Raw genomic sequence first — 25,543 nt, 5'->3', positions numbered from 1 at the left:
TACAAATCCACTTCCCGTTCCAATGCTTTAATGCGCAGCTCCATTTCACGCTGTTTTGTGAATGGTGACGTGCGCGGTCTTCCCCGCTTTTTAGGTATGCAAACTTCCGGTTTCCTGTTATAACGCCGAACCCAATTTTTGATTTGTACCTTTGTGAGCCCCAGTGCATCTGCTATTTCCTGGCGTGTTTTGCCTTGCTCACGCATGGCGATTATCTCTGGTTCCATTATTTTGATGTGCGTATATTCCCTTTTCATGCAATCGCCCCCTGTCGTAGTTTCTATCCTACAACAGGGGGCGTTTTCTCTCAATGTCTATTTCTTGGGATGCGGTCTAGTAAGGAAGGCGTTGGTAAATATCAATATTCGGAAGGTAATAGGATAACCCCGTCAATCAGGTACAGCTTTACTTCCCCGGGCGGGAAGTCAGTGTACGGTATCTTTTGCGTAACAATAAGCGTCGTATCATTATACCCCTGAACAACCGCACTGTTGTTTTCTGTATTGACATTCAAGGTCCATACCTGGAAAGCCTTATCCAGCTTGCTGTTGCTCTGATAGCTTCCGATAACGGCAAGGAGCCAATAACAATCCGCCGCTTCGGCCAGAGCAAGAACACCGTCAGTAATAACCGGGAAACCGGGTATTGGCGAAAACTTGTGGTAGCTTTCCGTGCCTGTGGAGTTGTTGATACTATCAAATATTTCTTGTATTGATTTCACTGGCCTCATTTCCCCCTTATTTTCAGACATAAAAGAACAGAGCCTTCCTTGACGGGAAGCTCTGTTTTATGCTGTTCTACCGGAATGATAGGGAATGGAAAACTACGCTGTCTTTGTCTTCAATGCATCAATACATTTAATGAAGTCGATGACAGCTTTTGCCGCAGTAAGTACCGCCGATAATGCCGACAGTATAATCCTCGCTATTTTGATTTTGCCCATGGTAATATCCCTCCTCCGTTTTATTGCTTTTTATATGCTTGAATAGCATAGTGAAGCTTGGTGATTTGGCTTGCGCCTACTCACTTCATAATATATAAAGGAAAGGAAGGGGGATCCGATTACAGCGAATTTACCACAACAGAAACGATCAGACAGTTATATCAAAACAATCAAAAAAAGACGGGACGCAATCAACACCCCGCCCTAATCGTTTGCTTATGGTTTCATAACCATACACCCTTGTTAACTATACATTTTTTACTGATAATTTATCTCTGCCAACTCAAAATTGCTTACTTTGGCATTTTGAACTTGAGCCGTAAAATTCCAAACAGTCCCTGATTTTAACATTGGATTGATGTTAATGGCTGTTCCGATCTGCTTCCCTTGATACAAGAGAAACGTGACAGAAATTTTGCGACGATCTCCACTTGATATATTTTTTATTTTACCAATGATACTCTAATGCTTCACGCTTACCGGTGTCATGCACAAATAATTCTCTGGTTTTCGGATCTACAAGAATATCGTAAATTCAGTTACTCACTTTCTCTCCATTACTCTTTCTTGTTAGAAATCTCAAACCATTCTACTTTTCCGTTACGGCTAGACCTATAAAATGCAAGTGAGTATCCCATATAATCATATGCCATATAATAAGAGCCTTCATCATCTCCCCCCATTACCTGGCCTTCTTTTTGGGGATTGCCGAATATGCGAATGAGCCCGGCCCGATCTTTATCCAACGAAACTCCGTTTACCGTAAACAGTTCTAGATTTGTTCCCCCAATGGAAACTATTTCATCTCTTTGAACATTTATAAAAAACGTAATGCCATCATATCTACGATAATCACCGCCCCTGGCTTTACCAGTAGCTACGAGAGCGCCAAACTCATCCTGCAAAGATTTCTGTCTTGGCCGGGCACCAATCCAATTTGTTATTGTTTTACCTTTATAAAGAACTTCTCTCGGAGTTTTATTTGCTTGTGAAGGAACTGCAGTTGTTGCTTGCTCAGGCACAGCTTCCTTGTAACCGCTGAGTAAGGATTCCGTAGCAATATTGACGACCAATACGTTCAATGCAGAGGAAAGAACGAAAGATAGTGTTACGAACAATATGGGAATAAGTACGGATGGCTTAAGCTTTTTAATAGCGCTCTCATCGGCAATTTTTAACTGTTTCCCGGCGATAGCAGCTTGTAACTGAGTTTTATAATGCTTATTGAAGCCTTTCCCGCATAGGATTGACATTACTATGGTATATACGACTATGATTAGGCCGGTAAAAGGGATTATGCCCATTAACTCTAAACTAAATGTGGCGGTTGCATACCCTGCAAGTAACATCTGTATGAATAATAACGCATACCCGGGAAGGAGCATTTTTGCAAAGTAAGCAAACTGCTTCCGATATAGTAACAGGATCGGGGCAAAGAAGAAAGCGTACCAGTTGAAGCTTTTTTCGCCTCGATCTATTTTGTCAAACTGCTTCAAGTAGTAATCTGAATTTTTACCTATTAAAGCTTTGAGCAGTTCATTACCTCCTCTTGATATGCCAGCGTCTCCCTGTGCCACTACTGACACAGGAACATCCGTAGCTTGCGACACAATATTGTTGTCCATCAACTTCGTGCCGCATTTTTGGCAGAAAGCCGCATTTTCGGTTATTATGTTACCGCATTTATGGCAAAACATGGTTTTACTCCCCCTAATATTTTTTCATAATCACATAGGTGCCATCATAAGAATTTAGCAACAATTATAGACAAGGCATATACACCCCCTGCCTATCGTCTGCTTAAATTTTTTAGGGGCCATTTGCTTAATTAGAAAATTTAGTAAAGTCATTATATCCTTCCTCGCAAATGAAATCTCAACTTTTCTTCTTAACAAATGCGACTCTCTTATAGTTTCCAGAGCTATCATACCCTATGATGCTAAAAGAAGCCTGTCCGCTCCTCACCCTATACGCAAAATTTTAACTATTATACCGGCAATAATTCCACCTATCAGCAAGCTAAAAAACGCTTCTTTGGCCAAGGCCTGGCCTAAGTTAAAGTAATGAACACGGAAGATCTTGTGGTAAAGACGCCATACTAAAAATGCCGACACCATCCAAATGATAAATGCAATCCATGCTGCTATGTTTCCCATATTTAAAACCTCCTCAATTTTGATTATTAGCTTATTCTTTTCTCTCGTTACTTCGTATAATTTATATCCTTTATTACTCAGACTCGTTTTCTTTTCTGCGTTTGTTCAGCATACTTTCTATGACTTTAGCTGAATAGCCTCCGGCTCTGGCAATCTTGGCCCGTTCACGCCTGTCTGTCACTGGCTTTGCAAGATCGGCAATGAATTCCGGGCGATATAGGCGCATTGGACAATCTATTTTATCCCCATGAAAATGTTTAAACAATTTGAGCATTGCATCACGTCCGATAAGCTCAAATAATTCCAAATAACTGTCGTTTAGGGCATCCGCTTCGTTACCATCAACGCCGAAGGCTTTATATATCAACTCGTCGCTGATATTGTCAAAGTCAATGTTAATCAACATATCACCCGCCCTTCCTTCTGATTGCTAAAATTATATCAACATGAAAAATCTCCAGTCCAATCCCGAATAGGTTTTTTTAAGCTCCATAAAACGTTCCCTTTTTAGGACCGGAATAGGGAGCTGTTTATTCTCCTGAAAACGGAACCTTTGTTACTGACAATGAGGAAAAACCCTCTCCCATTTAATCGGGAAAGGGTTTTGAGTTGGTGTCTTTATTTGTTTTTATAAGTTCCCTACTATACGGAGCATGACAATTTGGGCATGCTGCTTTCCCATAACAGACGAACATCCTGCCGCACACCGGGCAATCGTCATACTCGCCGTTGGCATAATCTTCTGCAAGCAAGGTTTCCGGGTGCTGCCAGTCTACATGATAAAATAAATCTCGTGCCAATGCCTCCTGTCCGTCCATCATGCCCAGAAAGCTTCGATGGGTATAAGCAGTATCGCTGAGTTCGGGGATATAACAGATTTTATCAAGGCTGGTTTCGTAAGCTTCCTCATCCTTGAAGATATAAGCCCTGTCCGTGGAACTCCCGACCTATGATTGCTTTGGCTTCAGCTGTGGCTGGTATATACTGGCTGACTTTCAAATAGTGCCTACCGACCTTCTCAAAAACAAACCAGGAAAGCTCATCATCCATAAAGCCTTTTGTTTTCAGAAACACCTTAGCTGCATCTTCATTGATAAACTCCATCGTGTCGCCCTTGTCGTTGAGCAGATATTCCAACAGCGGATTGATAGTTATTCTGTTGATGTGCCGTCCTACTATTACCATTTTTAAAACCTCCCAATATAAAATGAATCCCCATGCCGCGATTGGCATGGGGATTCTTATGGTGTCAGGTAAATAATATATCATTTCAGATACAGCTCATTCGATAGACCATATTGAGTCAAACGATTAAATCACTGAAGTTCGCTCTTAGTAAACATTTATTTTTATACTGTAATAAACAAGCCCGCCCTTCGGTAAAGCAGTTCACATACGGGAGCGGAGATGATTTTTTTTAAATTTTTCCTGAGAGGGTGGAAACGTCACTAATACCTTAAACATAACCTCATAAAACATGCGTTTATGTTAGGAATGCCTCCTTTTTCATCATTACGCATAGAATTTGATCAATCTTGACCCTATTTTTCATTGAGGCTACCACCAGTCTAAATCGTGTCACGCAAGCCTTCTACTTCCTCAACGGTCAGCCAGTTTATAACGATTTAGTCCATTGCCCCCTCGGGGCGTATACCGCCTAAAGGTAACCGTCTAACAAGGCGGTGGTATTAAACCTCGCGAGTGGATTGCCTATTACCATATAAAACGCGGTTTACCCCAAGATGAACTAGCAGATAAAATCGCTATCAGCAAATCCTATTTGTCCAAGATAGAAGCACCGAATTCTACTAAAGCGTATTCACTCGATATCTTGTTTGGTATTGCAGATGGTCTTGACATTGATGCTATTAAGTTTTTTATACCTATTGAAGAAAATAAACAATAGCGATATCCTTTGAAAGTCAAGGATATCGCTATTAATATGTTTCCGTATACGTACTGTGTTGCGATAGCTAGGTGATACTTAATACACGTAAATCTACGTTTCGTGTAAAAGTTCGACCTCCTAAATTCAAGGGGGTCGTTTTAATTTACTGCTTTTGTTCGATTTCTGTAACACATTCATTTTTGATCTTACCAACCAAAAATTGCAAGGCATCTACAACATGCGGTCTGATATCGCCACCAATTAATACATACATTATATCATCGCCTAGGGTAAGCTGTCCTTCATTCAGCCAAACCTTAATATAGAAGATGCCCTCCATTTTGTATGTTTCAGCAATTGCGGCATCATATCCGAATTCCATTCCAGTAACCCGTGAGCCGTCATCAAGCCCCTGACGAACCAAAGCTTTAGGTGGCTGGCGAACAACGCCATTATGGATTAAAAACATGCCTTCTTGTAAAGCCGATGGATTAGCTTTTGCTTCTCTGAGCCATTCATCAATGGATGGTGGTACTTTTTTTATTTTATTATTGACAAATTGAGTTATATAAAACTAAGCTTTGCCGTTACAACCAAGAACATAAACTAATTTATGTTTAACTAATTCTTTAATGTTTGCTCTAGCAGGTGTTAAGTATTGTCTTGGGTCAAAGTGGTCAGGATGAGCAACAAAATGTTCTCTGATACCAGCTGTTAAAGCAAGACGTAAGTCAGAGTCAATATTAATTTTGCAAACAGCTGATTTAGCAGCTTCCCGCAGCATATCTTCGGGAATGCCAATAGCATCTGCTATATTGCCGCCATTTTTATTGATAGTTTCGACATATTTTGGAATAACAGAAGAAGCGCCATGCAAAACGATGGGGAAATTAGGCAGTCTTCTTTCAACTTCTTCTAAAATGTCAAAACGCAATTGTGTTTTTTGACCTGGTTTAAATTTGAAAGCGCCATGACTTGTGCCGATAGCAATTGCCAAAGAATCAACACCTGTGCTTTTTACAAACTCTTCAACTTGCTCAGGCTGCGTATAAGAAGCATTTTCAGCCGATACATTAACGTTATCTTCAATGCCGGCAAGTTGTCCGAGTTCCCCTTCAACCACCACGCCTTTGCTATGTGCATAGTCAACAACTCGTTTGGTTAGTTCCATGTTGTCTTTGAAGCTATGATGTGAACCATCAATCATAACAGAAGTAAAACCACCATCAATACAGGATTTGCAAACTTCAAAATCAGCACCATGATCCAAATGAAGCGCAATCGGAAGCTCGGTATCTTCAATCGCCGCTTGTACCAAATGGACTAAGTAACTATGTTTTGCATATTTTCTTGCTCCAGCAGAAACTTGCAATATAAGCGGAGCATTTTCTTCTTTGGCTGCTTCTGTAATCCCTTGAACAATTTCCATGTTGTTTACATTGAAGGCACCAATTGCATATCCACCTTCATAAGCTTTTTTGAACATTTCTTTTGTGGTAACTAATGGCATCCACACTACCTCCTAAAAATCGATTTCTAAGTTATAATGCATAAATCACTTGGCTAATTTTGCCACCATAGGTACTCTAAGCCGGGCAACATTCGGAAAACTACTGCCAATAAGCGGTCTGGCATACGCCTTAAACGCCTCTGTCACATGATTTCCTGCTTCATTAATAAATTCGGCCGGCATTACTTTTGTTTTTCCAGCTACTTTACCAATCGGCGTCAACTTATAATCCACCGCATAATTACCTGTGCGATGTATAGTCACTGAGCCTTCGCTGCAGCCCAGTCCAAGAGCAAACTGCACTGCCTTTTCCCCGGCCTCCCGTGCCTCTTGTTGGTCTGAATCTGACACACACCCCAAAAAGGATCTTTGAAGGAATCCAAAAGTATCGCTGCGCACCCGCAGACCTTTTACATTGTCTTAATGCACTCCGACAGCAAATCACCTAAAGCTCCGGTTCCTGATAAAGTTATATTACCATGAGCATCCTTATCCAATTTTTACCCATAGTAGTAAGAATAGGTTGTCCCGATGCATCGCTAATCCCTTCTGAAACTGCAACAGTACACCGGCCATATCGACTATAGACTTCTTTTACATCTTCAATAAACTGCGGTACTTTAAACTCCCGTTCAGGTAAATAAATAAGATGCGGTCCACCATCCGGATAATTCGATGCCAAACCGGCAGACGCCGTAAGAAAGCCTGCATGTCTGCCCATAAGTACCCCGATATAAACTCCGCCTAACGCTCTTACATCACAATCCACACCGGCAAACGCCTGTGCGACAAAGCGGGCTGCCGAGCCATAACCCGGAGTATGGTCTGTCACCATAAGGTCATTATCAATGGTTTTTGGTACATGAATGGCATACAATTCATAATTAGTAGCATTGGCCTGCTCATTAACAATGCGTACGGTATCCGAAGAATCATTACCGCCTATGTAGAAAAAATACCGTATATCATGTGCCTTAAGCACGGAAAAAATCTTCTCACAATACGCTTCATCCGGTTTAACCCGTGTACTTAATAATGCTGCTGCCGGCGTCAACGCAACTTGTTCTAAGTTATAAGCTGTCTCCAAGGTCAAATCAACAAAATTTTCATTGACAATCCCCGCTACACCTTGCAGTGCCCCGTATACTTTAGAAACCTGAGGATACTTTCGCGCTTCTAGCGCAATACCTACTAATGTTTGGTTAATGACCGCAGTAGGTCCCCCGCCTTGCGCAATTAATACTTTACCGCCTTGTTTCATTTATATTCCTCCATTATTGCAACCAATTACCATTGGCTTTTTCTAATTCAGTTTATCTACATCATTTAACATACTTGGCTTTCTTCTATTCTATTCTATTAAACTTCCATATTCCATAAGAAGCTATCCAAATCATCACAAATAATCCGACTAAAATATATCCTACTGCTCCCACATCCAGACTATTCACCAGCTTCCAGCCCCAACCCGTTAACTCCATTTTAGAAGATATGACTTGCGCAAGCTCAAGCGTGCCGATAACCAGGGCTGCAATCACTGACATACTAGTCATCGTAAGATTGTAATATACCTTACGGAGCGGTGTGTTAAAAGCCCACTTATAGGCATTTGTCATAATCACGCCATCAGCAGTGTCAAATAGACTCATACCTGCTGCAAATAATATGGGAAGAGCCATAATACCGGTGATACCGATATCACTTTTCGCAGCTCCTGCTGATATCGCCATCAACGCCACTTCACTCGCCGTATCAAATCCCAAGCCAAATAAAAAACCGATAGGATACACATGCCAGCTTTTATTGGCCAGATTTAATAGAGGATTTAATACCCGCGACATAAAACCTCTGCTCTGCAGCAATTCTTCCATTTCCTTTTCGTCATAAGATTTATGCCGCATATTGATAAATACCTTATAAATATTAATAGCGACAATGAAGTTCAATATTCCAATAAAAATCAAGAACAACCTGGAAATGCTTGTTCCTACTATACTACACATCTCTTTTAGTTCCGGCACTGAATCTTCTGTCCACTTAGTAACAAAAGCCATAGCAAGCGTCAAAAGCCGACACCGACAGCATCTTCTTTTTGCTGTACCAACTTTCGTATGGTATTGTCAATCGCTACAATGTGATCCGCATCGAAAGCATGGCGCATTCCTAGGGTATAAGCCAGAAAACCTAAGCCAAGCAGAGTGGAGTCGGCAGTTGAAGCAAAGAGACAGTTGAAACCAATTAGATGCAATATTCCTACATATACGCCAAACCTTATTCCCCTAAATCCTTTATATTGGTTAGTATTCATACATTACTCTCCTACTGTCATAATTTATTAATGATACTGGCATTATAAGCTACGCCAAGCTCATTGGATTTAATACAAATTCAAGTTGTTTAGTTTATCCTTATACCCACTGCTACCTCATCAATTCGACCTCATATTAATTTTGACCGTTTCTTTTTCTTAAATTTTAATTTTTCAACCAGCCAGCTATATTTGCTCTTTCGCTCTTAGCACTGTCATATCAGACAGCGAACCCATTCAATACATTAGCATTGGGATAAATTATGGTTCTTAGAGAAGATCCTTACTGGCAGGGCCATGGTGTACCACCAAATTGGTGTGCCGATAAAAATCACATCATAGAATGCTGCATCCATCTACTAAATTCACCTTATAGTTAGCTGGAATCTGCGAGGCCTATTTTTAGATAGCTAATTCTAAGTAAAAGGCTCGCCCTTACATTTTTATTTAACTGTAGTAAGTACTTTATCCATTAACTCCTTGCCAACAACAGGTACCAACTCATCATAGACCGGCTTGGTAGCTTCACGAAAGGGTGTAACGTCTGGACGGCTAACTTTTACTCCTCTAGCCTCCAAATCAGCCAGCAGTTTTCCTTCTGCTTCCTGGTTAAGACGACGAGTTTCCTTGGCAAACTTCACAGCACCTTCTTTCAAGATTTTCTGGATATCAGGCGGCAATTTCTGCCAAGTTTGTTCATTAATTACTAAAGGACTACTCTCATACTTATAATTGATAACTGATATATATTTTTGAACGTCGTAGAGCTTTGCTGCATGGATGTTAGCAATAGGGTTTTCCTGTCCATCGAAAGTTCCCTGAGCTAAAGCAAGATATACTTCGCCCCATGCCAGTGGCGCAGGATTAGAACCTAGTTTCTTAAGTATACTGATGGACATTTTGCTCTCCGTCGTCCGTATTTTAAGTCCTTTCATATCCTCTGGCTTTTCAATTGGCTGTCTGTTATTGGATATCTGCCGCAGGCCATTGTCCCAGTAAGCCAAGGAACGTAAACCACTTTTCGGCAAATCTTGCAATAGTTCTTCACCGATAGAGCCATCCAGCACAGTCGTGACTTTATCCATATTGCTAAATAGGAAAGGTAATTCTATAACATTAATCTTGGGAGCATCGTTGGCCAAGAGACCTAGGAAGACAAGCGTCATATCCAAACTTCCTTCCTTTACTAACTCTAGCATTTGTTTGTCCGTACCAAGAAGCGAAACAGGGAATATTTCCACCTTAACCCTGCCATTAGACTGTTCTGCTACCCACTGCGCAAATTGCAGTGCTACTAAGTGACGTGGAGTTTCAGTATTTGTTGAATGTCCAAGCCGCAGGATTATTTCTTCCTTGCTATCATAAGATTTCACTGTTTTCTTATCCCCGCCTAGCCACCAGGCAGCAACCAATGAAATAACCACAACTGCGATGAAAGACATTAGCCAAGATTTCTTCATTGTTCATTCCTCCGCTATAATTGAAATTTGTTTACCTCAGTTTTTAGTTTCTCAGCCATAGAGGACATGGCTTGACTAGCAGCAGCGATTTGCTGCATGGATGCTGATTGTTCTTCAGTAGCTGCGGAAATCCCCTCTGCCCCTGCGCTTGTTTCTACCGCAATGGTTTTAATATCGCTTACAGAACCCACTACAGAGTCACTCGATACAGATAACTGCTGTGTTGCTGCACTAATATTTATAATCTGCCTATTAAGGTTTTGAACTAGTTCAATAATATCTTGGAACTGTTTACCACTACTAGTTATGGTTTCCGTACCCCGGTTTACTTCCACAGAACCAGCATTCATGGCCTGAACGGCAGTAGAAGTTTCTTGTTGAATACAGCCTATAATCTGAGCAATTTTTTGTGCCGCCATCTGCGACTGTTCAGCTAATTTTCTGACTTCATCTGCCACTACAGCAAAGCCTCGGCCCGCCTCGCCAGCACGAGCCGCTTCAATAGCTGCATTGAGTGCCAGTAAATTGGTCTGTCCGGCAATATTTCGAATAACATCAACAATCTCGCCAATTTGCCGCGAACTTTCTCCCAATCTGTCTATAACAGCTGCAGACTGGCTGACAGCATTATTGATCGTTGCCATTTGCCCAACAGCTGCCGCTACTGATTTACCTCCCTCTTCAGCAATAACTGCAGTCTCGCTAGATCTAGCTGATACTTCACTAGCACTCTGGGCGATATGTGCAATAGCATCTGCCATTTGCTGGCTTATAGAAACAGCTTTATCAATCGCAGTTAGCTGGCTTGACGCTCCACTTGCAACTTCTGTAACCGTCTGAGCCACACTGCCAGCTGCTTGTGCTGACTGTTCAGAGCTCATTCTAAGTTCCTCACTAGAAGAGGCAACTTGCTCCGCTGCGGTACTCACTTGACTAACCATTGACTTTAGGCTGGCAATCATTATTGAAAAAGCCTGCACTAAGTCGAAAATTTCATCATTTCCAGTATAATGGGGCATTCGCCGATGCAAATCGCCTGCAGACACAAGTCTGGCTTCCTCCGCCACCGCCTCTAGGGGCCTAGATATACGACGGGCTAACCATATGCCAGCGCTTAAAGCAACAATAAATATCACAATACTAATAACCATAACGATTTGTTGAGAGCGATTCGCTTTGATCTTGTTATCCTCTATTTTTTTATCCATACTTTTAGCAATAGAATCTCCAAAGGATTGCAGCACGATATCAATGCTAACCGTCCTTTCGTCAGTGGCATCAATAAATTTTACCACTTGTTCGCTACCAAGTTTATTTCGTGCACTGATGGCATTATCTTGCTGCTTGTTGAATTCATTGATTACCACTCGTAGTAAGCGACTGCCTTTTTTCATATTTTCCGTAAATAACATCTGATCCAGTTTTCCATAAATAACTTCAACTCGTTTGCGCGAAGCCTCGAACGGTTGTAGATACTTGGGATCACCGGTAAGGGCATAACCCCTGACCTGAGCATTCTGCAGCCATAATTCCGTGCTAATATCTTTTATATGATTGATTACTGGTGCCGTAGAGGTTACTTCATCATAGCCCTGCTGCATTCTTAGAGACTGGATATAATTGAAAATATTAACACTAGAAAAACCCACTACAATAATTATTACTGCCAATAAAATCTGTTTGCCAATACTAAAGCGCTTACCACTCAACATGCCAACCGCCTCCCCTGATAAATTTTTCTTATTTTTCGGAAATTTTCACTTAATACTGCAAAAAATCCAGTATCACACGAGTTATCACTTTTCACCCAGTAAGTGAAGATAAAAAAGGTACAAAAAGAGCCTCAACTTTGTTAAAATATATTCGACCAAAAACACAACAATTAGCAAAGAAGCGCCTCAAGATCATGCAGTTCAACTTGTTTTAGAAAAAAGCCAAGACTTAGCATTAAAAATAAACCAAGCTTTGAACTGCGGTAAATCTTATCTGCTAGCACTCGTTCCTGATAGCGAATGGAAATGCACATGATAAAGTGGGTCAATTAAAATTCGCAGCCAACAATATCTCCTGACTATCTAGTATAATTGGGGGAGTAACGCTATACAAGTTACAGGGCTTAAATATCGTCTGGAATATGCATAATCGATCAACCTCTCTCTTCAAATCAAACTGCCTTAAGCCGAAAGGGCTTATTAAATATATCCTTTTATAAATCGATCAATGGCTTTATTAAGGCTTTCTATCGCTTCTTTGTCATCTTCTTTAACTGCATCTACAATACAGTGCTCAATATGATCTTTTAAAATCACCCGGCTAACACCTTACAGTGCCGAGTTTACTGCTGACAATTGTATCAAGACCTCACTGCAATCGCGCCCGCCTTCAACCATTTTTTTATAGATTCCATATGGCCGATAAGTCTCGACATTCTATTTAAAACATTCTTGGTTTGCGTATGCGAATGTGCATGGGTAAAAATCGTTCCGTCTTCTGCTATATGCTTATGCTCTTTCATTTCTACACCCTCTTGCAAATCGTTTTCCGCGTAATACTACTTAATAAAACTAACTAAGGCATACCCAAAGCCGGTTAATACTTGTAACAGCCCCGCCATAAATACCACTACAAAAATACGCTAGTACCATGCTAAACTTCCCTTGCTACTTGATTTTATTAATCATACTGGCCGTATACGCCGCGCCGAATCCATTATCAATATTGACCACACTAACGCCGCTGGCGCAGCTGTTAAGCATACATAATAAGGCTGACACCCCGCCAAAATTAGCCCCATAGCCAACACTTGTCGGCACTGCGATAACAGGCTTATCTACCAGACCGGCAATCACACTGGCCAGCGCTCCCTCCATACCCGCAACAACGATAACTGCCTTGGCCCCGCGGATAACATCCATTTTGGCAAACAGCCGGTGAATGCCAGCCACGCCTACATCGGTAACTTTTTCTACCCGATTGCCGAGAATGCTTGCCACTTCAGCCGCTTCTTCTACGACAGGCAAATCCGAAGTTCCTGCACAAACAATCACAATGTAGGTATCTGTCAATGCCTGCTCTTTTTTTCTTATCGTGATTACACGACCAAGCTGATTATATTTAGCCTCACTGCAAAGCTCCCTGACAGCATCATACATTGCACCATTCGCTCTAGTCGCCAAAATATTATTTCCCTTGGTCAGCATAAATTTTACAATATCTCTTACCTGCTCCACTGTCTTGCCCTCACAATAAATGGCCTCAGGATATCCCACCCGTATTTCACGATGATTATCAATCATCGCAAAGCCCAAATCTGTAAACGGCAACTCTTTAATTTTTTCTATTGCCGTGTCGATTTGTATTTCATCATTTTTCATTGCCGCCAAAAGCTTTCTTACGTCCTCACTGTCCATTTTTTGTCCCCCTGATTGTTTCATTAAAACTTCCCATCCGGTACCCCTCTAAGTCTAAAGTTACATAGTCAAACCCAATCTCCTTAAGCGCACCGGCAATCTCGTCAAGCCTTTTTTCGTCAAACAACTTATTTCTGTCTTGTCTATTTATTTCAATTCTCGCCAAATTATTATGACAACGCACGCGAGCGCCCCGAAAAGCCAGTTTCATTAGATATATTTCAGCTTGTTCAATTTTCTCAAAATCCTCTGGCTTTAACTCACTGCCATACGGAATTCTCGTCAAAAGACAAGCATAGGGCGGTTTATTCCAAGTACTAAGTCCTAACTCATGGGATAGATTTCTTATTTCGTCCTTCGTCAGTTTACAATCAAGCAGCGGACTTTTCACCGCTAATTCAGATAAAGCCTGCAGTCCTGGCCGATAATCCCCGAGATCATCAAAATTGGTGCCTTCGATAATATAAGGATAACCCTCATCTGCGGCAATCTTTGTAATCATCCTGAATATTGCCTTTTTACAAAAATAGCATCTGTTTTGCGGATTATTCTTTATTTCCGCAATAATTGGCGCAGCAATAACTTCATGGCAAACTCCTAACTTACGTGCTAATTCTTTGGCCTCATTAATTTCCCACTTTGGTATATACGGCGTTTGCATTGTTACAGCCTTAAGTTTATTCCCTAAGGCCTCTTTGGCGGCCATGAGCAAAAAGGTACTGTCAACACCTCCAGAAAAGGCTAAAACCGCTTTCTCCATTTTTGTGAGATAAGTAAGTAGTTCTAGATACTTATCATTGTTAATCATGTTTATGACCTCTTGCTTCTGCCATATTTCCTAAATAAACCCTTAAAACATTGGGAACAGATAAATCGCGCTGACCTATGCCATAGCCGATTTTCTCTATGGAAAAATTAATACTATCGGTAAATGCTTTGACATTGGTTTTTAAAATTGCCGCACCGGTAGGTGTAGTTGTTTCAAAAGGAACAAGCCCGAACTTTATGGGCACGCCTTTTAAAATTTCAGCTATTGCTGGCGCCGGTACAGGGATAACTCCATGGGCGCACTTTACAAATCCGCCGCCCACTTCCACCGAAGATGCTAAAATCTGATCGACGGCTAAATAATCTAAGGCCACCGCCGCCCCCACAAAATCGATGATCGAATCGGTTGCTCCCACTTCATGAAAATGAACTTCCTCTACAGTTTTACCATGAACCTTAGCTTCTGCCTCAGCCACCTTCATAAACATATCTATACTTAGTTCTTTTACCTTTTCTGCTAAAGAACTATCGCCTATTATTGTTTTTATATCTTGCAAATTCCTATGCTGATGAGGAGCGTGCTCATGATGATGATGCTCATGCAGCATCACATCTACCCTTGTGCCGCTTATCCCATTTTTACTGCCTTTGGCAATTTGTAGTTGATATTCATCCTCCAGTTGCAGTTTTAAGAGTTCTTGGGTTAGATATTCAGCATCTACGCCCAAGTCTACTAGCGCGCCTAAATTCATGTCGCCGCTAATGCCGCAAAAACAATCATAATATAATACTTTCATACTTACCTCTCCTAGTCAGCTTTTTTCTATTCGTTACGCTAGAACATCAATATGCCTGCGACTGCTGACGCAATGATCAGCAGGATGGGATGTACTTTTGTTTTAGTTAGCATTACCATTATAATACCAATAATGATTACACTCTTACCATCAAAATGACTAGAACCTATTATTACATCCCAGCCGGTAGTAATAGGCTTGGACGCTAAGAACATATTATTTTGCATACCCATTTTCAAAGCAGCAAAAAATATTATACCGGGAATTACCGACTTTAGTCCATATAAAATATCCTGCACTACCGGATGGCTGCTGGCCTTTTTAAAAAATGCCGCCACGGCCCAGACAACAACAACGCAAGGTATTGTCGTCCCGGCAAACGCTGCGATAATGCCTGGCAATCCATTTAAGAGCAGGCCAAGACCAATCGCTACATTTGCCGCAACCGGTCCTGGCGACATAGCGGCAATAGCTACCGTATCGGCCATTTTATCTGCCGAGGCCCAGTTATGCGCTTCAACCTCGTCCATAACGAGCGGAATAATCGCATATCCCCCGCCAAAGCCCAGCAGTGAAAGCTTTAAAAAAACCATTAGCAGTTCAAAACTCATGCCTCTGATCTCCCTTTTAGCTTCATTCTTTTAACCTTCTGACCTGCCAGCCCGGCCAGTCCCCCTAATAATACAATTGGCACAACGCCCACAGCAGGGACAAAAATAGCCACAGCCAAAGCGACTAAACAGAGCGTAAAGGCAAAACCATCCTTAAGCGAGCCCTTAGCCATATTAAAAGCGGCATACGCAATAAGAGCTACCACTGCCGGCCTAATCCCTAAGAAAGCAGCTTCCACTACCGGATTATCCCTGACAAGTGCAACTGCCGTACAAAGAGCGATTACAACCACAACAGACGGCAGCAAATTACCGCAAACAGCTATAATCATACCGCCAACGCCTCGCGTTATATAACCGGTAAACGCCGCTGCGTTTAAAGCAATGGCCCCAGGCAAGCAGCCGGTAATTGCAAAGACATCCTGTAATTCCTCTTTCTTGACCCAACTGCGCTGTTCTGAAATCTCACGGGCAATCACTGGCAACATGGCATATCCGCCGCCAAAAGAAAATGCTCCGATTTTAAAGAAAGTTGTAAATAGTTCTAGCAAGCTAACTGTATTGACTGCCTTATCTTTATTTTTAGGCATCATAACTCCTCATTTCCCAAAATAATAGCGCTAACAGCTTCCTAGCACGCACTAGCTAATAATAAATATAGCGAGAGGCTACTAAAGTAGCCCCTCTATGTACTATTCTATTATGAAAAATCCGTAAAACACGGCAGTGCCTCGCCAATAAGCGGTCGGCAATATTCTAAAAACTCCTGTGTAACATCATTTCCACGATCATTGATAAAACTATCAGGACAGTCTTCACTTGATACGGTTCGTCCGAAAGCCTATGAAAGCCTACCATATGAACCCACTGCGCCTCGTTCATTCCCGCCCTTTAATAAATCCTATTACGACACTAATGACATGTTAATCCACTTAAAACAATTATTCCTTCATAGTTAAATGTACTGCAGCAACCTTAAATGTTTTCGGCAACGCTAAGATATTAGGGCTATCACCAACATATTTAGCGGAATCTTTTAAAGCTTCCTCAAATGTCGCCCGTGTCTTCATACCCATTGACCTCGCATAACCAGGCATTTCAGCGCCAACAATATAAATAGCCGCGCAATTCATTTCGGCAATATGCCCGCAGGAAATCATCGAGAAAGTATGGTAAGGATGATAACCATAATTATAACGATATTTATCAATATATTCTGGTCTTGTAGCAATATACTGAGAGTCTTTTTCAAGATCTGGCAGGGTATTATGATAATCCTTTTGGAAGATTTCGTACGCTTCGCGATAAGCCGGAAATTCTTCATCATGAAAGAAACCGTTACAAGTTGAGGAGCAAATTACCACGCAGTTGTCTTTTAAAATTCTTTTATGCCGAATAATATTAGCAGAAATAGCCTGCATCATAAGGATGGGATTGGTCCCCATACCATTTCCATAATGAAAAGACTGCGGCATGCCAAAAACCACTACATCATACTTTTTCTCAGCAAAGGGCACATAAGTTCTCTTATCAGCGACTTCCCAGGAAAGCGTCTGGATTTCTTTGGCGTAACCAGTAAATATAGCAATCTGCCGCTGATAAGTATCTAGTACAGCATCGCAGACAAAAAACCTTTTCCCCATGCGCTCTTCCATATACTGCCCAATTTGATCAAACTTCTGCCGCATCAAACTATGATTGCTAACCGGAGTAAAGTCCTTACCATGCATTACATGCGGCACATGATGGGCGGAAATACACTTCCAGTGTGTAATACCTGTAGCACAGTGCTTGTAGCCGCCGGAATAACCGCCATACGGATTACCAAGAGTATGTCCAATCAGCACGGCTAAATCCGCTTCATATACTGTTTTATTCATAATTACATGGTCGTGATGATCGTTATATCCTAGATCAACAAGATTATCCCAATCTTCACTGTCATGATTAATAATTTGATTGGAATACCAAAATTCTTCAAAAACCTTACAACCCAGTAATGATCTAATTTCCGCTTTCGTATTTTTACGATGCAGACCGTTACTGCAAATTAAGGTAATGTCCTTTTTTTCAACGCCAGCCTTCAAACATTCCTCTATGATAATAGGAATGGCAACTTTTCGGTGAGAATCTTCTTGTGTGCCGCCTTTTACCCGATCAGGGAAGACAATGGCTACTTTTGACCCTTTTTTTACTTGCTGTGAAATTGGTAAAACACCTATAGGATTAAGTATAGATTGACGCGTAGCTTCTACTATACTAGTAAGATAAGGGGGATCAGCTACCGTTTCCCCTGGAACGAATACATCTGTATTATCGGGTAGTAAAGCATCCATTGTTCCATGTCCATATTCAAAGGCAATTTTTTTCATTTTTTGTACTCCTCTCCTACTTATATAATGTGCTCTCATTATTCCTTATATTGTTCTATAATCTTTGCCAACTCTTCCGGGTAAAAACCAATGTCGCCGCTGAAACGTGTCAAGGCCACTAGGCCGCCACCGAGTGAACCTATTTTCGAAATCATCTTGGCATTTTCTTCTTTTAATCCTCCACCATAAACTACTACAGGATCAAATCCAAGAATTTCATAGACAATTTCCTTAATAAAAGATGATACAAAATCGATATATTCTGCCCCTGGAGGAATTTTCCCCGGTCCAATGGCCCATATAGGCTCATATCCAATAGCAATGCTCTCCGTAAGATTTTCCGCTTCAACTCCTCGAAGACTTTGCTCCAGCTGTTTTTTCAAGACGGATTTTATACGGGGCTTTTGTACCTCAAATTCACCTTCCCCCTTTTCTTCTGCTGTTTCGCCAAGGCATACCAATACCTTCAACCCAGCATTAAGCGCACAGTGGACTTCTTGGTTTATGATAGCATTTACGGTTTGTTTAGCAGCTGCAGATTTATTCATATCAATGAGCACCTCGGAATCATACTTTGCAATTATTCCGAGCTTGTCTTTTCTCTCTTCAGAATGTCCTATTATGGACCAGGTACAGCCCATATTTTTTGCTGCCGCTGCAGGAAGATTGGTAGTAAAAGCGCCAAAATTAACGCCCTTCTCCACATCCTCTCTAAATACCCCCTGTATTCCAATATTAATGGAACCAATCGCACTAGCAGAGTATGTCGCTAGCTTTTCTATTGCTGAAATTGCAAGACCTTCCGGAAGTAGGAAGATAACCTCAATATCATTAAGTTTACCTAAACCATTTTTTACGCTTTCCTCAACAATCCATTCAATCCACTGTTTAGGATTGTCCTTAGTACATATACCTCCCATATCTTTAGGAACATCAAACCTTTTAAGATTGACAAATATCTTTTTCATATTCTCTCCTCTTTTTATTTGTAGCATTCTTCACTTAATTATGTTCTCACTTGGATTATTTCACTAAAAGTTCTTTTACCCCGTCAATGATAGCCTTAGCATTTATACCGAAATATTCAGCAAGTTCCTTCACTTGTCCGGACCTACCAAATACATCCATAATACCAATTCTTTTTAGCGATACCGGACAATTCTCAGCTAATACTTCGGATACTGCACTTCCAAGTCCACCAATAATATTATGATCTTCTACCGTGACTATTCTACCAGTTTCGTTTGCCGCCTTGATGATCAAGTCAATATCAATCGGTTTCACTGAGCACATATCGATTACCCTTGCTTCAATTCCTTCTTCTTTTAAGTGTTTAGCAGCCTCCATTGCTTCATATACCATATCGCCAATGGCAATAATAGTAAGGTCATTGCCCTCCAGTACTGTTTTACCTTTACCTATCTTAAATTCAAAATTTTCTGTATCATAAATAATCGGCACATCACTTCGCCCAAATCTCATATAAACAGGTCCATCATACTCGATTGCAGCCTCAACTACAGCCCTTGCCTCAACAGCATCTGCTGGTGCCAGTACCACCATTCCTGGTATTGTCCGCATTAAAGAAATATCTTCGATACACTGATGGGAACCGCCATCCGGACCTATAAGTACACCACCATGGGTAGCTGCAATCTTAACATTTAATTTGGGATATGCTATTGAGTTACGAATTTGTTCATACGCGCGACCTGTCGCAAACATTGCAAAAGTGCTGGCAAAAACTTTTTTTCCACACGTGGCCATTCCGGCTGCTGTAGACATCATATCGCATTCTGCAATACCCATATTAAAAAAACGACTAGGAAACTGTTTTGCAAATATATCTGTACGGGTTGCTTTAGATAAATCTGCATCTAGTACAAAGAATTGATTTGTTGCGCCGAATTCTGTGATGGCACGCCCATATGCCTCTCTCGTAGACATTTTTTTCATTACTGTTTCACCCCCAACGACAAAAGAACTTGATTCAATTCATTTTGAGCGACTTGCCATTGTTCCTGGTTCGGAGCAGCCCCATGCCAACCTGCCTGATTCTCCATAAAGGATACGCCTTTCCCCTTTATTGTCCGGCAAATAATTAGCTTTGGTTGTTCTGGTATCGTCTGTGCCCAATCAGCAGCATTTTTAATAGCCTCAATCGAGTGACCATCAATTTCAGTTACTGCCCAGCCGAACGCTTGAAATTTTTCTTTCAGCGGCAACGGCGACATGACGTCGGTCACTTTGCCATCAATTTGTAAACCATTGCAATCAAGAAATGCTGTCAAATTTCCTAATTTATAATGCGAAGCCGTCATAGCTGCTTCCCAAATCTGTCCCTCTTCAATTTCTCCATCGCCTAACATAGCAAAAACCCGAAATCCACTGCCATCAAATTTACTTACAAGAGCCATCCCATTTGCAACTGACAACCCTTGTCCTAATGAACCTGTTGACATATCTACACCCGGAATTTTTTTCATATCAGGATGCCCTTGAAGGTAACTATCAAAATTTCTCAAAGTAACCATGTCATCTACTGGAAAGTATCCCCTTAGTGCAAGTGCTGCGTAATAGGAAGGTGCCGCATGTCCCTTTGATAGAACCAATCGATCTCGTTCCGACCATTTGGGCTGCAGCGGATTTATTTTCATAATATCGAAATATAATGTGGCAAGAATATCAGCTATCGATAACGCTCCGCCGGGATGTCCTGATCCGGCGCTAAATATGGAATGTACCGTGTGCCATCGTATCTTAGCTGCTATTTTTTCTAATTCCTGTATTTCTTGTTTATCCATTTCACGTTTACTCCTTTTATAGCTTAAATTCAGTTTATTTGATCCTCCTGTATTAGCAATAGCCATGCAAGCTATTTTTCCTATTTCCATTTGCGACTGCAAATACTCACCGGAGCAATTAGCCTTTAGCCTCGGGATTCAGACAATTGGCCGGTATCTTGCCGTCCAACGCAGCAAAGATATTTCGTGCACTAGCCTCACCCTGTTTTATCCTGGTATACTTTGTTGCTGTCGCCACGTGTGGGGCCAGCACGACATTAGGAAGTTCCGCTAATCCTGGTGTAATTTCCGGTTCCCTTTCAAAGACATCGAGGCCAGCCCCTGCTATAGTACCATCACGTAGAGCCTCAAGCAATGCTGCTTCATCAACAACATCGCCTCTTGCAACGTTTATCAAGATAGCTGTTGGTTTCATCATATTTAGCTCTTCGCGCCCAATAAGATGATGGGTAGAAGGAAGCGAGGGGACATGCAGTGTGACGAAATCAGCATTCTTTAGCAGAGTTTCCATATCTACATACCGCCCATTTGTGGCCGCTTCAAAAGTAGCACTAGGCGCTACATCAGTATATAAAATCTCCACATCAAACCCCACAGCCCTTTTCCCGACCGCCGTCCCTACACGCCCGGCACCAATGATTCCAATCGTTTTCTCGCTAACTTGCGCTCCGAGCAGATTTAGCGGCCCCCAGTCTTTTCGTCCCGCGCGTACGAATTGGTCACACTCAACAATACGCCTGGCCGTAGAAAGGATAAGCGCCCAAGTGAAATCAGCCGTTGAACCCTTCACGGCCTCCGGATTGTTGGTGACCCAAATCCCACATTTTGTGGCAGCCTCTACATCAACATTATTGTAGCCGACACCATTAGTAGCCAATATTTTGCAGTGTGATTTGATGGCCTCACAGATTTCAGCATCAATAGGAGTATGCGACACTAGAATAGCATCTTTGTCGCGGACTTTTTCTAGGAATTCCTTTTTTGGCAAAATTTTAAAGCCAGGATTCATTTCAACTTCGCAGCGTTCCTTCAGCAAAGCTAGAGAGTCTTCAAGTAATAGCCTTGTAACATAAACTTTCGGTTTAACCATTTTGATATACCTCCAAATTTTTTTAAAGTTGAATACATCAGACAAGTTTTTCACCAATGAAATTCCCACATAGTGGTAGGATTTATTGGCCAATAAAGTCAATTTTTCTTCACTGACAAAACCAGTGCGAGCAATCCACCTACTATACTGGTGGCTACTAAGAAAAACAGGCCACCGTCATAGCTACCCGTATTACTGATAAACCATCCCACCATCAATGGAGCCAAGGCAGCCACTCCATTGGAGATACCGTTCACTATCCCGCTTGCAGTAGAAACTCCTTTACTAGGAACGATATCCTGCAGTATCGTCCATGAAGCAGGCCCGCTCATGCCTATCGCCCCCATCCCTATCCCTAGGAGAATTGCTGCCACAAGTGGTTCAGTGGCCTTAGCGCCAAAATACGTTCCAAGTGACATGAAGGTCATCGCAATGACAAGAACGCGCGCTCTGCGGCCAGGCCCTAACTTATCGCAAAGAACCCCTGAAAAAATCTTTGAGAGAATCGATACAATCCACGGCAAAGACGACAATATCCCCATGGCCTCCCATGAAAAACCTCGCGCGTCTTTAAGATAGCTCGGCAACCAGGTCATTGATCCCCAAAATACCGAACTGTGCACTGAAAAATAGACTACCATAATCCAAAACCGGTAATCGGACGAAAACGATTGAAACCTAATCCAAAACGTTTCCTTTTCTGTACTTTGCGTGCTTTCCGGTGATTGCACCTTCGCCTCTTCCGCAATCCCATCTTCAATATGTTTCAGTTCCAGTTCGTTTACTCTCTTATTTTGGCTTGGCCTGTCAGTAGTCCAAAACCATAATAAAAGTAGGGGAATCAACCCTAGTACAGTTAATACGAAGAAACTATCGCGCCAACCTGCAAAATGGACAAGCCAGGCAAGAAATGGCATAGCAACAGCCGGAGCGACAGATATACCTAACACAACAATAGCATTGGCCCTTCCTCTTTCCTTCGGAGGAAACCAATTTTTTACAAACGTACTCTGCATGGGAAAGTGCAGTCCTTCAAATATCCCAAGTGTTACCCGCGCGACAATCATCATTGCAAAAGTCTGCGCTATCCCCCCAAGGCTCATCGCAGCCGCCCAAAATACTACAGCAATTAACATTGACTTACGTGGACCGATTATATCCCCTAACGGACTTAGAATAATATTTCCGATGCCATATGCCAACAAAAAGGAGCTCATCAGCATCCCCATTTGTATTGCCTGCCCCTGAATCCCCATGGCCTTAATAAATTCTTTGTCAGCTATCAAAATAGAAATATTTACACGGTCAATAAAAGAAAAAAACATTATAATCATCAAAATTCCGGCGATTATCCATCTTTGCTTGGTCGATCGTTTTGTCAACATAGCGTCAGTAGTACTTGTCGTCAATTAAATCCTCTCCCATCTTTCATTTGCCACCCTATCTTAAAATTAGCAGTAACTTCAGCATCGTTTTTTTGATTACTCGATTTTTCCTTCAACTCAAAATAAGTGTTGTGTATTCAGCACAACTATGAAAGCTTCCCAATCAATTATTTATTTGCTGACAGTATATAAGGCCAGTTCGTCTATTTGTCTGTTGGCTGACAAAATATATGTTTTCTGATCCTTATTCAATACAGATATTTGACTCGGTCCGACATTCTGATCTATTAATGTAGTCTTAAAATCATTACCGTCCTTTCCGATTGCCAAAAGCTCCATCTTCTCTTTCCTGTATCCCAGCAGAAAAACTGGCATCCCTGCAACATCGCCGCCCCAAATCACATGTCCGAACTCGATATCATAGTCTTTTATGGGCTTATATCCATGTTCTTCCTTTTTGTAGATTACACACTTGTTCCCATGAAAGGGTTCAATTGTTGCCAGTTCCAGAACTCCATCATTGTCTATATCCACAGCGGCAATGTCACTTACTTCATTATCCATTAGCCTATTAATCTCCCACTTGTCTGTAAAGGGATTTTCAGGAATACGCAAAGAAAATACACCTTCAACACCAGTCACCAGATAAGCATCTCCCTCATGCCAGTTTTTCACACGGCATAATCCGTGATTCTTTGTTATACCCTTATATATTGTTTTTATATTAATTGGAAGAGTTAAATCGCTTTCGAGCTCTCCGACAAATACAGCCCCAGGTTTGCTCCAGTCTTGCTGGAACTCTTTTAATTCACACAGAGTCGCTCCCACTAAATATATCCGGCCATTTTTTTCGAACAAATCAAACCTGTGGAGATATGGAAACTTCATTATTTCTGTTACTTGCCAGTTGCCGTCCTTTAATCGAACGTAATTTAGCGTACAATCCTGGGCTGCAAATACCGGCAGGAATTTCAAAGTTGCAAAGAACTCATTTTCTTTACCCGGTACAGGCACCACATTCATTGTCCCGCCAGGCTTTTCCCACATGACAGTATTTTTGTCACCAATAAAGGCTCGGCTTTCACCTTCACCTTCCGAAGCGCCGATTAGGATAAGCTCTTCATTATGCTCGCTAATGCATGTCGCATACACTTTATCAATTTGACAGAGAATATCTTTTTTTATTTTCATTCCTTTATCCAACTCCTTGTATTCATAACTTCACCCACATAATCCTATTTTTGCAAAAAACTCTATACCCTTTAATGCACAGGTTTTGCTGTCCGGCAACGAAAGTGCTTCAAGACACAGATAGCCGTCATAATTTAGTTGTTTGAGCAATTCATATATTTTTGTCATTTCTAGATGTCCCATCCCGGGTGCCCTTCTGTTCGAATCAAGAAAATGTATATGTCTGACAAGCTGTTGACAATGGACAAAGCTTTCCTCTATGGACACATCTTCAATATTCATATGAAAAGTATCCAGCATCAAAAATAAAGGAAGATTGAATTTCTGTATGAACTCAAAGGCCTCTTGGCTAGAATTTAGTGTATTTATTTCATAACGGTTGATGGGTTCAATCAGAAGTTTGACACCGTGTTGCTCTGCAAAAGGAATTAATTTTTCACAAGTATCGGCAAAACGTTGAAAGAATGCTTCATAGCTATCGTTACCCTTAACGCTTCCCCGCACAAGGCCTAAAGAAACCATAGCCCCCGCTTCTGCTGAAAACGCAATAATTTCCTTCAGTCTTCTAATAATTTCCTTTCTAACACCGCTATCAACGTCACCCATAAACAATTGCTTTTTTGCCAGTGCAGCCGGCATAACGACACCTACACCTAGATTATTGTCAGCCAGAAGCCTCAATGCCCTTTTGCTAATGTCTGCTAGAGGGTCTAAAACAAACAAATCCACACCAGCATAACCGATTGAGCTGATATAGGGAATATTTGTTTCAATATCCCCCGAAAAGAGCACAGGAGCGGTTTTGTCAGCATTAAACAGTGAAAGCGAAACGGAGGTCTTCATATAAATT

30 protein-coding genes and 2 pseudogenes are annotated in these 25,543 nt (G+C 41.5%); 1 reads left to right on the top strand and 31 read right to left on the bottom strand.

What is annotated here, in order from left to right:
* The 8 genes from BMZ99_RS15735 to BMZ99_RS15710 form a co-directional block, all read right to left on the bottom strand.
* The coding region (locus BMZ99_RS15735; protein ID WP_090934999.1) for a helix-turn-helix domain-containing protein at nt 1-257 on the bottom strand (257 nt) is incomplete at its 3' end.
* Nucleotides 258-358: 101 nt separating this feature from the next.
* On the bottom strand, nt 359-721 hold the full coding sequence (locus tag BMZ99_RS15730) for a DUF6876 family protein (protein ID WP_175490576.1): 363 nt from the start codon (nt 719-721) through the stop codon (nt 359-361).
* 480 nt (nt 722-1,201) lie between these two features.
* A complete protein-coding gene (locus tag BMZ99_RS26755; protein ID WP_281246824.1) occupies nt 1,202-1,390 on the bottom strand; it encodes an FxLYD domain-containing protein in 189 nt (62 codons plus the stop codon).
* 110 nt (nt 1,391-1,500) lie between these two features.
* A complete protein-coding gene (locus BMZ99_RS15725; protein WP_090939234.1) occupies nt 1,501-2,640 on the bottom strand; it encodes a zinc ribbon domain-containing protein in 1,140 nt (379 codons plus the stop codon).
* A 264-nt stretch (nt 2,641-2,904) separates the two neighbouring features.
* Nucleotides 2,905-3,099, bottom strand: a complete 195-nt coding sequence (locus tag BMZ99_RS15720) for a hypothetical protein (RefSeq protein WP_090939231.1) — start codon at nt 3,097-3,099, stop codon at nt 2,905-2,907.
* Between the two features lie 73 nt (nt 3,100-3,172).
* Nucleotides 3,173-3,505, bottom strand: coding sequence for a hypothetical protein (locus BMZ99_RS15715; RefSeq protein WP_090939228.1), 333 nt, complete (start codon nt 3,503-3,505; stop codon nt 3,173-3,175).
* 181 nt (nt 3,506-3,686) lie between these two features.
* Entirely contained in the window at nt 3,687-3,920 is a 234-nt protein-coding gene (locus BMZ99_RS25965; RefSeq protein ID WP_139214783.1) for a hypothetical protein, read from the bottom strand.
* Nucleotides 3,921-4,005: 85 nt separating this feature from the next.
* Nucleotides 4,006-4,284 (bottom strand): hypothetical protein, encoded by a 279-nt coding sequence (locus tag BMZ99_RS15710; protein WP_090939225.1) that lies wholly within the window; start codon nt 4,282-4,284, stop codon nt 4,006-4,008.
* Between the two features lie 502 nt (nt 4,285-4,786).
* Between BMZ99_RS15710 and BMZ99_RS27070 the strand changes: the two genes are divergently transcribed.
* Entirely contained in the window at nt 4,787-5,005 is a 219-nt protein-coding gene (locus tag BMZ99_RS27070; protein ID WP_090939222.1) for a helix-turn-helix domain-containing protein, read from the top strand.
* A 145-nt stretch (nt 5,006-5,150) separates the two neighbouring features.
* Here BMZ99_RS27070 and BMZ99_RS15700 read toward each other — a convergent pair whose 3' ends face one another.
* The 23 genes and pseudogenes from BMZ99_RS15700 to BMZ99_RS15605 all read right to left on the bottom strand — a co-directional run bounded on the left by BMZ99_RS15700 (nt 5,151) and on the right by BMZ99_RS15605 (nt 25,536).
* Complete coding sequence (locus BMZ99_RS15700; protein ID WP_217645102.1) at nt 5,151-5,456, bottom strand: hypothetical protein; 306 nt, start codon at nt 5,454-5,456, stop codon at nt 5,151-5,153.
* A gap of 105 nt (nt 5,457-5,561) precedes the next feature.
* Complete coding sequence (gene fba, locus BMZ99_RS15695) at nt 5,562-6,497, bottom strand: class II fructose-1,6-bisphosphate aldolase (protein ID WP_090939216.1); 936 nt, start codon at nt 6,495-6,497, stop codon at nt 5,562-5,564.
* Nucleotides 6,498-6,542: 45 nt separating this feature from the next.
* Nucleotides 6,543-6,857: a 6-phosphofructokinase gene (locus BMZ99_RS27065; protein WP_245755002.1), complete on the bottom strand. Its 315-nt coding sequence runs from the start codon at nt 6,855-6,857 to the stop codon at nt 6,543-6,545.
* 109 nt (nt 6,858-6,966) lie between these two features.
* Nucleotides 6,967-7,758 carry a diphosphate--fructose-6-phosphate 1-phosphotransferase gene (locus tag BMZ99_RS15690; RefSeq protein ID WP_245755001.1) on the bottom strand — a complete coding sequence of 264 codons (792 nt, stop codon included), beginning with the start codon at nt 7,756-7,758 and terminating at the stop codon, nt 6,967-6,969.
* A gap of 85 nt (nt 7,759-7,843) precedes the next feature.
* Nucleotides 7,844-8,658, bottom strand: a pseudogene (locus tag BMZ99_RS15685) (HoxN/HupN/NixA family nickel/cobalt transporter).
* 392 nt (nt 8,659-9,050) lie between these two features.
* A complete protein-coding gene (locus BMZ99_RS27590; protein WP_139214782.1) occupies nt 9,051-9,161 on the bottom strand; it encodes a flavodoxin in 111 nt (36 codons plus the stop codon).
* A gap of 87 nt (nt 9,162-9,248) precedes the next feature.
* Complete coding sequence (locus tag BMZ99_RS15680) at nt 9,249-10,265, bottom strand: TRAP transporter substrate-binding protein (RefSeq protein ID WP_090939212.1); 1,017 nt, start codon at nt 10,263-10,265, stop codon at nt 9,249-9,251.
* 14 nt (nt 10,266-10,279) lie between these two features.
* Entirely contained in the window at nt 10,280-11,977 is a 1,698-nt protein-coding gene (locus BMZ99_RS15675; protein ID WP_090939209.1) for a methyl-accepting chemotaxis protein, read from the bottom strand.
* Nucleotides 11,978-12,457: 480 nt separating this feature from the next.
* Nucleotides 12,458-12,655: pseudogene (locus tag BMZ99_RS27695) on the bottom strand (metal-sensing transcriptional repressor).
* Nucleotides 12,619-12,780: a metal-sensitive transcriptional regulator gene (locus BMZ99_RS27690; protein WP_245755005.1), complete on the bottom strand. Its 162-nt coding sequence runs from the start codon at nt 12,778-12,780 to the stop codon at nt 12,619-12,621. The pseudogene BMZ99_RS27695 and the gene BMZ99_RS27690 overlap by 37 nt, the downstream one beginning before the upstream one ends.
* A gap of 145 nt (nt 12,781-12,925) precedes the next feature.
* Nucleotides 12,926-13,675: a nickel pincer cofactor biosynthesis protein LarB gene (gene larB, locus BMZ99_RS15665; protein ID WP_090939206.1), complete on the bottom strand. Its 750-nt coding sequence runs from the start codon at nt 13,673-13,675 to the stop codon at nt 12,926-12,928.
* Complete coding sequence (larE, locus tag BMZ99_RS15660) at nt 13,665-14,483, bottom strand: ATP-dependent sacrificial sulfur transferase LarE (protein WP_090939202.1); 819 nt, start codon at nt 14,481-14,483, stop codon at nt 13,665-13,667. Before larE ends, larB begins: the two co-directional genes overlap by 11 nt.
* A complete protein-coding gene (gene larC, locus BMZ99_RS15655; RefSeq protein ID WP_090939198.1) occupies nt 14,476-15,240 on the bottom strand; it encodes a nickel pincer cofactor biosynthesis protein LarC in 765 nt (254 codons plus the stop codon). Before larC ends, larE begins: the two co-directional genes overlap by 8 nt.
* 38 nt (nt 15,241-15,278) lie before the next feature.
* Nucleotides 15,279-15,851 (bottom strand): chromate transporter, encoded by a 573-nt coding sequence (locus BMZ99_RS15650; RefSeq protein WP_090939196.1) that lies wholly within the window; start codon nt 15,849-15,851, stop codon nt 15,279-15,281.
* Nucleotides 15,848-16,444, bottom strand: a complete 597-nt coding sequence (locus tag BMZ99_RS15645) for a chromate transporter (protein WP_090939193.1) — start codon at nt 16,442-16,444, stop codon at nt 15,848-15,850. The genes BMZ99_RS15650 and BMZ99_RS15645 overlap by 4 nt, the downstream gene beginning before the upstream one ends.
* A gap of 348 nt (nt 16,445-16,792) precedes the next feature.
* Nucleotides 16,793-18,223, bottom strand: a complete 1,431-nt coding sequence (locus BMZ99_RS15640; RefSeq protein ID WP_090939190.1) for a lactate racemase domain-containing protein — start codon at nt 18,221-18,223, stop codon at nt 16,793-16,795.
* Between the two features lie 38 nt (nt 18,224-18,261).
* Nucleotides 18,262-19,191: a triose-phosphate isomerase gene (locus BMZ99_RS15635; protein ID WP_090939186.1), complete on the bottom strand. Its 930-nt coding sequence runs from the start codon at nt 19,189-19,191 to the stop codon at nt 18,262-18,264.
* A 55-nt stretch (nt 19,192-19,246) separates the two neighbouring features.
* Entirely contained in the window at nt 19,247-20,179 is a 933-nt protein-coding gene (locus tag BMZ99_RS15630) for a transketolase family protein (protein WP_090939183.1), read from the bottom strand.
* Nucleotides 20,179-21,027, bottom strand: a complete 849-nt coding sequence (locus tag BMZ99_RS15625; RefSeq protein WP_090939245.1) for a transketolase — start codon at nt 21,025-21,027, stop codon at nt 20,179-20,181. Before BMZ99_RS15625 ends, BMZ99_RS15630 begins: the two co-directional genes overlap by 1 nt.
* A gap of 118 nt (nt 21,028-21,145) precedes the next feature.
* On the bottom strand, nt 21,146-22,117 hold the full coding sequence (locus BMZ99_RS15620) for a 2-hydroxyacid dehydrogenase (RefSeq protein WP_090939180.1): 972 nt from the start codon (nt 22,115-22,117) through the stop codon (nt 21,146-21,148).
* Between the two features lie 98 nt (nt 22,118-22,215).
* Nucleotides 22,216-23,526, bottom strand: a complete 1,311-nt coding sequence (locus tag BMZ99_RS15615; RefSeq protein WP_217645101.1) for an MFS transporter — start codon at nt 23,524-23,526, stop codon at nt 22,216-22,218.
* A gap of 147 nt (nt 23,527-23,673) precedes the next feature.
* The gene (locus BMZ99_RS15610; protein ID WP_090939177.1) at nt 23,674-24,693 is read right to left on the bottom strand and encodes a hypothetical protein; all 1,020 of its coding nucleotides are present in this window, start codon (nt 24,691-24,693) and stop codon (nt 23,674-23,676) included.
* 30 nt (nt 24,694-24,723) lie between these two features.
* Nucleotides 24,724-25,536 carry a sugar phosphate isomerase/epimerase family protein gene (locus BMZ99_RS15605; RefSeq protein WP_090939175.1) on the bottom strand — a complete coding sequence of 271 codons (813 nt, stop codon included), beginning with the start codon at nt 25,534-25,536 and terminating at the stop codon, nt 24,724-24,726.
* Between the last annotated feature and the right edge of the window lie 7 nt (nt 25,537-25,543).

The sequence above is a fragment of the Pelosinus propionicus DSM 13327 genome (assembly GCF_900114615.1).
Lineage (GTDB): Bacteria > Bacillota > Negativicutes > DSM-13327 > DSM-13327 > Pelosinus > Pelosinus propionicus.
The sequence above is the reverse complement of the archived record's forward strand: the minus strand, read 5'-3'. Positions and strand labels throughout refer to the sequence as shown.

Coding starts and splice junctions, on each gene's coding strand:
- BMZ99_RS15725 (WP_090939234.1), bottom strand. CDS start 2,640: ATGTTTTGCCATAAATGCGGTAACATAATAACCGAAAATGCGGCTTTC.
- BMZ99_RS15720 (WP_090939231.1), bottom strand. CDS start 3,099: ATGGGAAACATAGCAGCATGGATTGCATTTATCATTTGGATGGTGTCG.
- BMZ99_RS15715 (WP_090939228.1), bottom strand. CDS start 3,505: ATGTTGATTAACATTGACTTTGACAATATCAGCGACGAGTTGATATAT.
- BMZ99_RS25965 (WP_139214783.1), bottom strand. CDS start 3,920: ATGATGGACGGACAGGAGGCATTGGCACGAGATTTATTTTATCATGTA.
- BMZ99_RS15710 (WP_090939225.1), bottom strand. CDS start 4,284: ATGGTAATAGTAGGACGGCACATCAACAGAATAACTATCAATCCGCTG.
- BMZ99_RS15700 (WP_217645102.1), bottom strand. CDS start 5,456: ATGTTTTTAATCCATAATGGCGTTGTTCGCCAGCCACCTAAAGCTTTG.
- fba (WP_090939216.1), bottom strand. CDS start 6,497: ATGCCATTAGTTACCACAAAAGAAATGTTCAAAAAAGCTTATGAAGGT.
- BMZ99_RS15690 (WP_245755001.1), bottom strand. CDS start 7,758: ATGAAACAAGGCGGTAAAGTATTAATTGCGCAAGGCGGGGGACCTACT.
- BMZ99_RS27590 (WP_139214782.1), bottom strand. CDS start 9,161: ATGGATGCAGCATTCTATGATGTGATTTTTATCGGCACACCAATTTGG.
- BMZ99_RS15680 (WP_090939212.1), bottom strand. CDS start 10,265: ATGAAGAAATCTTGGCTAATGTCTTTCATCGCAGTTGTGGTTATTTCA.
- BMZ99_RS15675 (WP_090939209.1), bottom strand. CDS start 11,977: ATGTTGAGTGGTAAGCGCTTTAGTATTGGCAAACAGATTTTATTGGCA.
- BMZ99_RS27690 (WP_245755005.1), bottom strand. CDS start 12,780: ATGAAAGAGCATAAGCATATAGCAGAAGACGGAACGATTTTTACCCAT.
- larB (WP_090939206.1), bottom strand. CDS start 13,675: ATGGACAGTGAGGACGTAAGAAAGCTTTTGGCGGCAATGAAAAATGAT.
- larE (WP_090939202.1), bottom strand. CDS start 14,483: ATGATTAACAATGATAAGTATCTAGAACTACTTACTTATCTCACAAAA.
- larC (WP_090939198.1), bottom strand. CDS start 15,240: ATGAAAGTATTATATTATGATTGTTTTTGCGGCATTAGCGGCGACATG.
- BMZ99_RS15650 (WP_090939196.1), bottom strand. CDS start 15,851: ATGAGTTTTGAACTGCTAATGGTTTTTTTAAAGCTTTCACTGCTGGGC.
- BMZ99_RS15645 (WP_090939193.1), bottom strand. CDS start 16,444: ATGATGCCTAAAAATAAAGATAAGGCAGTCAATACAGTTAGCTTGCTA.
- BMZ99_RS15640 (WP_090939190.1), bottom strand. CDS start 18,223: ATGAAAAAAATTGCCTTTGAATATGGACATGGAACAATGGATGCTTTA.
- BMZ99_RS15635 (WP_090939186.1), bottom strand. CDS start 19,191: ATGAAAAAGATATTTGTCAATCTTAAAAGGTTTGATGTTCCTAAAGAT.
- BMZ99_RS15630 (WP_090939183.1), bottom strand. CDS start 20,179: ATGAAAAAAATGTCTACGAGAGAGGCATATGGGCGTGCCATCACAGAA.
- BMZ99_RS15625 (WP_090939245.1), bottom strand. CDS start 21,027: ATGGATAAACAAGAAATACAGGAATTAGAAAAAATAGCAGCTAAGATA.
- BMZ99_RS15620 (WP_090939180.1), bottom strand. CDS start 22,117: ATGGTTAAACCGAAAGTTTATGTTACAAGGCTATTACTTGAAGACTCT.
- BMZ99_RS15610 (WP_090939177.1), bottom strand. CDS start 24,693: ATGAAAATAAAAAAAGATATTCTCTGTCAAATTGATAAAGTGTATGCG.
- BMZ99_RS15605 (WP_090939175.1), bottom strand. CDS start 25,536: ATGAAGACCTCCGTTTCGCTTTCACTGTTTAATGCTGACAAAACCGCT.